We start from the raw sequence: 5,601 nt of genomic DNA, 5'->3' as shown, positions 1-5,601 counted from the left end.
TGCCGGTGGTCTACCGCATCAACATGCGCGACCCCAACAGCCTGTTCCTCACCCAGGCCTTCCGCATGAGGAACCGCGACCTCGTCTACGTCTCCAACGCGCCCTTCACCGAAGTGCAGAAGGTGCTGTCGGTGTTCTCGACGGCGGTCGCACCGGTCGCCTCGGCTGCCTCCATCGCGGCCTACGCGCGCTGATCGGGCGCCGCCGCGGCGCCCTCGGCCTCCTTGGTCTCCTCCACCTCGGGGGCGACCTGCCCGTAATTGAGCACGGCGACGAGGGCCGCGCCGCCGAAGACGTTGCCGATCAGCGTCGGCACGAAGAAGCGTCCGACATAGTCCCCCATGGAGGCGGCGCCGGTGGCCACGAGGTAGAAGCCCTCCACCGAGCCCGCGACCACATGGGCGAGCCCGCACATAGACACCAGCCACGTCATCAGGGCGATGACGAAGGGCGCCGCCGTGCCTGTCGCCGGCAGGATCCAGACCATCAGGGCGATCATCCAGCCGGCGAACACCGCCTTGACCAGCGTCGTCCAGAACGGGAAGGCGACGGCATGGTGGCTGAGCTCGGCGAAGGCGTCCTTCACCTCGGCCTCGAAGGCGGAGGACCAGGCGAGGACAAGGGCGATGCAGGCCGTCGCCAGGATGTTGCCGACGAGCACGATGCACCAGAGGCGCAGCACCCGCAGCCCGGTCTTGACCGAGCGGTCGTGGAGCAGCGGCAGGACCGGGGTGATCGTGTTCTCGGTGAAGAGCTGCTGGCGCCCCAGCACCACCACCAGGAAGCCGACCGCGTAGCCCATGCTGACGACGAGCGGCGTCCATTCGGCCTTCGGCAGATGCACCTTCAGCACGCCCGGCACGATCAGCGAGAGCGCGATGCTGAGCCCCGCCGCGAAGGCCGACAGGAACAGCGCCAGCCCGTGCCGGCGGATCTCCTCGTTCCCCTGGCTGCGGATGACCTCGTGCAGGATATAGGCGTCGGGCCGCGCGATGCGCTCGACGGATTCCGCCAGCTCGTCGCGCCTGGCCGCCGCCTCCTCGCGCTCGCCGCTCATCGCCGAAGCCGCGCGAGCATCGCGACGACCTCCTGCCGCGCCCGCTCGACGGCGTCGGCGTCCCGGCCGCGCACCACGATCTTGTTGCGGAAGCCCTCGGCCGTGATCGACGGATAGGAGCCGATGGCGACGCTCCCATGGGCGGCGGCGATCTCCGACAAGTCGGATGCGAAACGGCCCTCGGGCAGGTCTCCGGCCTCGACGGTCTCCGAGAGCATCCGCACGCCGGTCGCGAGCGTAGGGCCGATCTCGTCGAGCATCGCCTGCATGATCGTCGGCACGCCGGCCATGACGTAGACGTTGCCGATGCGGAAGCCCGGCGCCTTGGAGACCGGGTTGGCGATGAGGTCGGCCCCGAACGGGATCCGCGCCATGCGCAGCCGCGCGGCGTTGAGGTCTTCCGGCCTGTGGCGCTCCAGCAGCATGGCGCGCGCCCGCTCGTCCACGTCGATACCGACGCCGAAGGCGCGCGCCACGCAATCGGCGGTGATGTCGTCATGGGTCGGGCCGATGCCGCCCGTGGTGAAGACGTAGGTGTAGCGGGCGCGCAGCGCGTTCACCGCGTCGACGATGGCATCCGCCTCGTCCGGGACGACGCGGACCTCGCGCAGGTCGATGGCGATCGCGGTCAGGTAATCGGCGATGGTGCCGATGTTCTTGTCCTTGGTGCGCCCGGAGAGGATCTCGTCGCCGATCACGAGAACGGCGGCGGTGACGGTGGACGGATCGGTCGGCATGGGGGTCCGGGGGCGTTGCGTGGCGACAGGCAACTAGCGCGCCGCCCCGGCGGCTTCCATACGGATCGCCCCGAGGACCGGACCGTTCGACGATGATCTTTCAAGCGCCGCTCATCGAGGCCCGGCTCCTGCGCCGCTACAAACGCTTCCTCGCCGATGTCGAGCTGGCGGATGGCGCTCCGCTGACCGTGCATGTGGCCAATCCGGGGGCCATGCTGGGGCTGGCCGAGCCCGGCAGCCGCGTGCTGCTGTCGCGCTCCGCCAACCCGTCGCGCAAGCTCGCCTTCTCCTGGGAGCTGGTCGAGGCGCATCTGCCCGGCGGCCCGCAATGGGTCGGCGTCGACACCCTGCGACCGAACCGGCTCGTCGCGGAAGCTTTTGGAGAGGGGCGCCTCGCGCCGCTCTCGGGATACGAGCTGCTCAAGCCCGAGGTCCGCTATGCCGGCGCCAGCCGGGTCGATTTCCTGGCCACCGGCGGCGGCCTGCCGCCCTGCCATGTGGAGGTGAAGAACTGCCACATGATGCGGCAGGCGGGCCTTGCCGAGTTCCCCGATTGCGTCGCCGCCCGCAGCGCCCGCCACATGCGCGACCTCGCCGAGGTGATGGCGCAGGGCGGCCGCGCCATGCTCGTGGTGGTGGTGCAGATGGCCGCCGAGCGCTTCGACGTCGCCCGCGACATCGATCCGGGTTTCGACCGCGCCTTTCGCGCCGCGCGGGCGGCGGGGGTGGAGGCCCACGCTTACCGCTGCGAGGTCGGCCCGGAAGGCGTCGCCGTCGCGCAGGCGATCCCCATCGTGACGCCGGACTGATGCCACTCCCGCTCGAGGCGGTCGCTAAGCGCGTCCCCCTCCCCCCTTTGCGGGGGAGGGTGGCCCTCGCGTGAGCGAGGGTCGGGAGAGGGGAGCGCGCTATCAGGAAAGGGCGCTCCCCTCACCCGACCCGCTTCGCGGGCTACCCTCTCCCGCAAAGGGGCGAGGGAGACGCGGAACGAGAGGTCAGGCTCCGGCGCGCTCGAAGACGAGGTTGAGCCGGGTGCGTGCGATCTCGCGATAACCGTGGGATTCCAGCAGCTTGGGGAGGTCGATCTGCCAATGGTCGAGGCCGTTCTCGACCAGCAGCAGCCTCGGCAGCAGGGCCGGGGGAGCCTCGCGCAGGAACGGCTCGAGGATCAGGTCCTCAGCGCCTTCGACGTCGAGCTTGACCGCGTCGATGCGCGCGATGCCTTCCCCGCGCGCGAGATCGAGCAGCGTCACCGCCGGCACCTTGATCTGGGCGCCCTCGTTGGTGCCGACGATCTTGAGGCTCGACTCGCCGGCGTTGCGGGGATCGAGAAAGAGGGTCAGCTCGCCCGCCTTGTCCGCCACCGCGCAGGCGACGGCCTTGACCGTGCCGAACGGGTTCTGGGCGATGTTGTAGGTGAGCCGGTCGAAGATCTCCGGCTGCGGCTCCACCGCCAGGATGCGTGCGCGCTTTCCGGCGAAGGAGGCCACGAACAGCGCGTAGGCGCCGATATTGGCGCCGATATCGATGAACACGCAATCGGCCGGCAAGCGCTCGCGGAGAAGGTTGCGCTCCATCGGATCGAAGAACTGCGGCGTGAAGAGAACCTTCTTCTCGCAATTGTTGTTGTAGGGATGCAGCCGCATGCGCGCGCCGAGACGTTCCACGTCGAGCGGCTTGCCGCGCAGGAGCGAGATCGCGATGCGGCGCAGGAACATGGCGAGCCGGCGCCCGCGCCAGGAATCCGGCGAGAGGCGTCCCGTGCGCTCGGCGATCCGGGCGACGAGGCCGGCCGGCGCATAGGTCCCGTAGGGCTGGGTGTCCTTCATCGGCGGGGTGATGCCAGCAGCGCCGCCGCGCCGCAAGAGCTTGCAAGGGCTTGAAGGCAAAGCGCTTGATCTGTCAGCGGCTCCGCGTTGCCGGGCGCGCCGGGGCGTTCTAATCCCTTGCTCCAGATCATCGACAGGCACGGACCAGCGGATGCAGACCTTCGATTCGGACGGCGTCGCGATCGCCTATATCGACGTGCCGGCCACCGCCGGGGCGGGCGATCCGATCCTGCTGATCCACGGCTTCGCCTCGAACCATGCCGTCAACTGGGTCAACACGCTCTGGGTGCGCACCCTGACCCAGGCCGGCTACCGGGTGATCGCCCTCGACAACCGGGGGCACGGGGAGAGCCAGAAGCTCTACGATCCGGCCGCCTACGGCTCGGACGTGATGGCGGGCGACGCGCTGCGGCTGCTCGACCATCTCGGCATCCCCCGCGCCGACGTCATGGGCTACTCCATGGGCGCGCGCATCGCCGCCTATCTCACCCTCGACCATCCGGGCCGCGTGCGCTCCATGCTGCTCGGCGGTCTCGGCATGCATCTCGTCGAGGGGAGGGGGCTGCCCTCCGGCATCGCCGACGCGCTGGAGGCGCCGGCGGGTACGCCCATCACCGATCCGACCGCGAAGGCGTTCCGCATCTTCGCCGAGCAGACCAAGAGCGACCTGCGCGCGCTCGCGGCCTGCATGCGCGGCTCCCGCCAGAGCCTGTCGCGGGCGGAAGTGGCGACCATCGAGGTGCCGGCCCTCGTCGCCGTGGGCAGCCTCGATACGGTCGCGGGCTCCCCGGCGCCCCTCGCCGCGCTGATGCCGAACGCCCGCGCGCTCGAGATTCCCGACCGCGACCACAGCACCGCCGTCGGGGCGAAGCCCCATCGCGACGGCGTGCTCGCCTTCCTCTCCTCCAGGCCGTGAGCGGACCGGCGCTGGGAAGGGGAGCCCGAATCAAGTTTCCCGGCACAACGAACTAAACGGCCGGACCGCGCGTTCACTGGGCAAGACGTTTCTCGAACCTGCTTGGTGAGATTGATGAACAAGACCTTGCTGGCCGTGTCCGCCGTCGTCGGCGCCCTGGCCTTCGCTCCCGTGACCGCGAGCGCCCAGAAGAGCGCCGCCGGTGCCGCCGCCACCGGCGTCACCGTCGGCCCCTCCTTCAGCGGCGGAGGTGGCGGATTTCGTGGTGGCGGCTTCGGCGGTGGTGCCGGAATCGGTGGCGGACGCGGCGGTTTCGCCGGCGGGATCGCCAATCCCGGCGGCTTCGGCCGGGGCGGCGTCGTGAATCCGGGCGGTTTCGGCAACCATGGCGGTTATGCCTATCATCGCGGCGGCTATGGCCGTGGATACGGGCGCGGCTACGGCTACGGAGCCGCCGGGCTGGGTCTCGGCCTGGGACTCGGTCTCGCCGCCGGGAGCGCCTATGGCGGCTACTACAACGATCCGTATTATTACGGCGGCGGCTACGCGCCGGCCGGATATGCCTACGAGCAGCCCGTGGAGACGGAAGTTGTGACGGGCGGCGCGGAGGACGTCGCCTACTGCCAGCGCCGTTTCCGTTCCTACGACCTGCGCAGCGGAACCTATCTCGGCAACGACGGTCGCCGTCACGCCTGCCCGTAGTTTCTCGGGACTCTCCAAATCGAAGGCCCCGCGCGTGATGCGCGGGGCTTTTTTCGTGCCGCCGTCAGGTCCGATGCGACATTGGGAGGATAGGGGCGTTTTCGCCATGCGCGGAGGATCAGGCCATTCGCCATGCGACGGCACCGGACCGGTCCCTAATCCTCGAACAAAATCAGCCCTCGCTACTATTTCCGGTCGACGCGTCCGGCCCCGCGCGTCTCCCTCCCCCCTTTGCGGGGCAGGGGAATCGCATATGAGTATCGTGGGCGTTGCGTTTTTGAGTTTGATCGATTCTGACCAAGCTTTTCTCTGTGAGGGGCATGGCTGTGGTCGAGGATCTGCTCGTCATCCTGCGTGAAG

General features: G+C 69.4%; 6 protein-coding genes and 1 pseudogene. 4 read left to right on the top strand and 3 right to left on the bottom strand.

What is annotated here, in order from left to right:
- A pseudogene (locus ACP56T_RS21770) lies at positions 1-194 on the top strand (polysaccharide biosynthesis/export family protein); the annotation flags it as partial.
- Here ACP56T_RS21770 and ACP56T_RS21765 read toward each other — a convergent pair.
- Both ACP56T_RS21765 and ACP56T_RS21760 read right to left on the bottom strand, forming a co-directional pair.
- Complete coding sequence (locus ACP56T_RS21765) at positions 182-1,057, bottom strand: formate/nitrite transporter family protein (RefSeq protein WP_430914099.1); 876 nt, start codon at positions 1,055-1,057, stop codon at positions 182-184. The pseudogene ACP56T_RS21770 and the gene ACP56T_RS21765 overlap by 13 nt on opposite strands.
- Positions 1,054-1,794, bottom strand: coding sequence for a competence/damage-inducible protein A (locus ACP56T_RS21760; RefSeq protein ID WP_430914098.1), 741 nt, complete (start codon positions 1,792-1,794; stop codon positions 1,054-1,056). Before ACP56T_RS21760 ends, ACP56T_RS21765 begins: the two co-directional genes overlap by 4 nt.
- Before the next feature lie 92 nt (positions 1,795-1,886).
- On the opposite strand from ACP56T_RS21760, the gene sfsA reads away from it, so the two are divergent.
- The gene (gene sfsA, locus ACP56T_RS21755; RefSeq protein WP_430914097.1) at positions 1,887-2,603 is read left to right on the top strand and encodes a DNA/RNA nuclease SfsA; all 717 of its coding nucleotides are present in this window, start codon (positions 1,887-1,889) and stop codon (positions 2,601-2,603) included.
- Positions 2,604-2,789: 186 nt separating this feature from the next.
- Here the strand turns inward: sfsA and ACP56T_RS21750 are convergent, their stop codons facing one another.
- A complete protein-coding gene (locus ACP56T_RS21750) occupies positions 2,790-3,623 on the bottom strand; it encodes an FkbM family methyltransferase (RefSeq protein ID WP_430914096.1) in 834 nt (277 codons plus the stop codon).
- A gap of 151 nt (positions 3,624-3,774) precedes the next feature.
- Here ACP56T_RS21750 and ACP56T_RS21745 point away from each other — a divergent pair, with 151 nt between their 5' ends.
- Positions 3,775-4,539 carry an alpha/beta fold hydrolase gene (locus ACP56T_RS21745; RefSeq protein ID WP_430914095.1) on the top strand — a complete coding sequence of 255 codons (765 nt, stop codon included), beginning with the start codon at positions 3,775-3,777 and terminating at the stop codon, positions 4,537-4,539.
- Positions 4,540-4,653: 114 nt separating this feature from the next.
- Positions 4,654-5,241 carry a BA14K family protein gene (locus ACP56T_RS21740; RefSeq protein ID WP_430914094.1) on the top strand — a complete coding sequence of 196 codons (588 nt, stop codon included), beginning with the start codon at positions 4,654-4,656 and terminating at the stop codon, positions 5,239-5,241.
- Positions 5,242-5,601: the final 360 nt, after the last annotated feature.

This window comes from Methylobacterium endophyticum (assembly GCF_050591105.1).
Taxonomy (GTDB): domain Bacteria; phylum Pseudomonadota; class Alphaproteobacteria; order Rhizobiales; family Beijerinckiaceae; genus Methylobacterium.
This window is presented reverse-complemented; position numbering and strand designations above follow the sequence as displayed.

Coding starts and splice junctions, on each gene's coding strand:
- ACP56T_RS21760 (WP_430914098.1), bottom strand. CDS start 1,794: ATGCCGACCGATCCGTCCACCGTCACCGCCGCCGTTCTCGTGATCGGC.
- ACP56T_RS21765 (WP_430914099.1), bottom strand. CDS start 1,057: ATGAGCGGCGAGCGCGAGGAGGCGGCGGCCAGGCGCGACGAGCTGGCG.
- sfsA (WP_430914097.1), top strand. CDS start 1,887: ATGATCTTTCAAGCGCCGCTCATCGAGGCCCGGCTCCTGCGCCGCTAC.
- ACP56T_RS21750 (WP_430914096.1), bottom strand. CDS start 3,623: ATGAAGGACACCCAGCCCTACGGGACCTATGCGCCGGCCGGCCTCGTC.
- ACP56T_RS21740 (WP_430914094.1), top strand. CDS start 4,654: ATGAACAAGACCTTGCTGGCCGTGTCCGCCGTCGTCGGCGCCCTGGCC.
- ACP56T_RS21745 (WP_430914095.1), top strand. CDS start 3,775: ATGCAGACCTTCGATTCGGACGGCGTCGCGATCGCCTATATCGACGTG.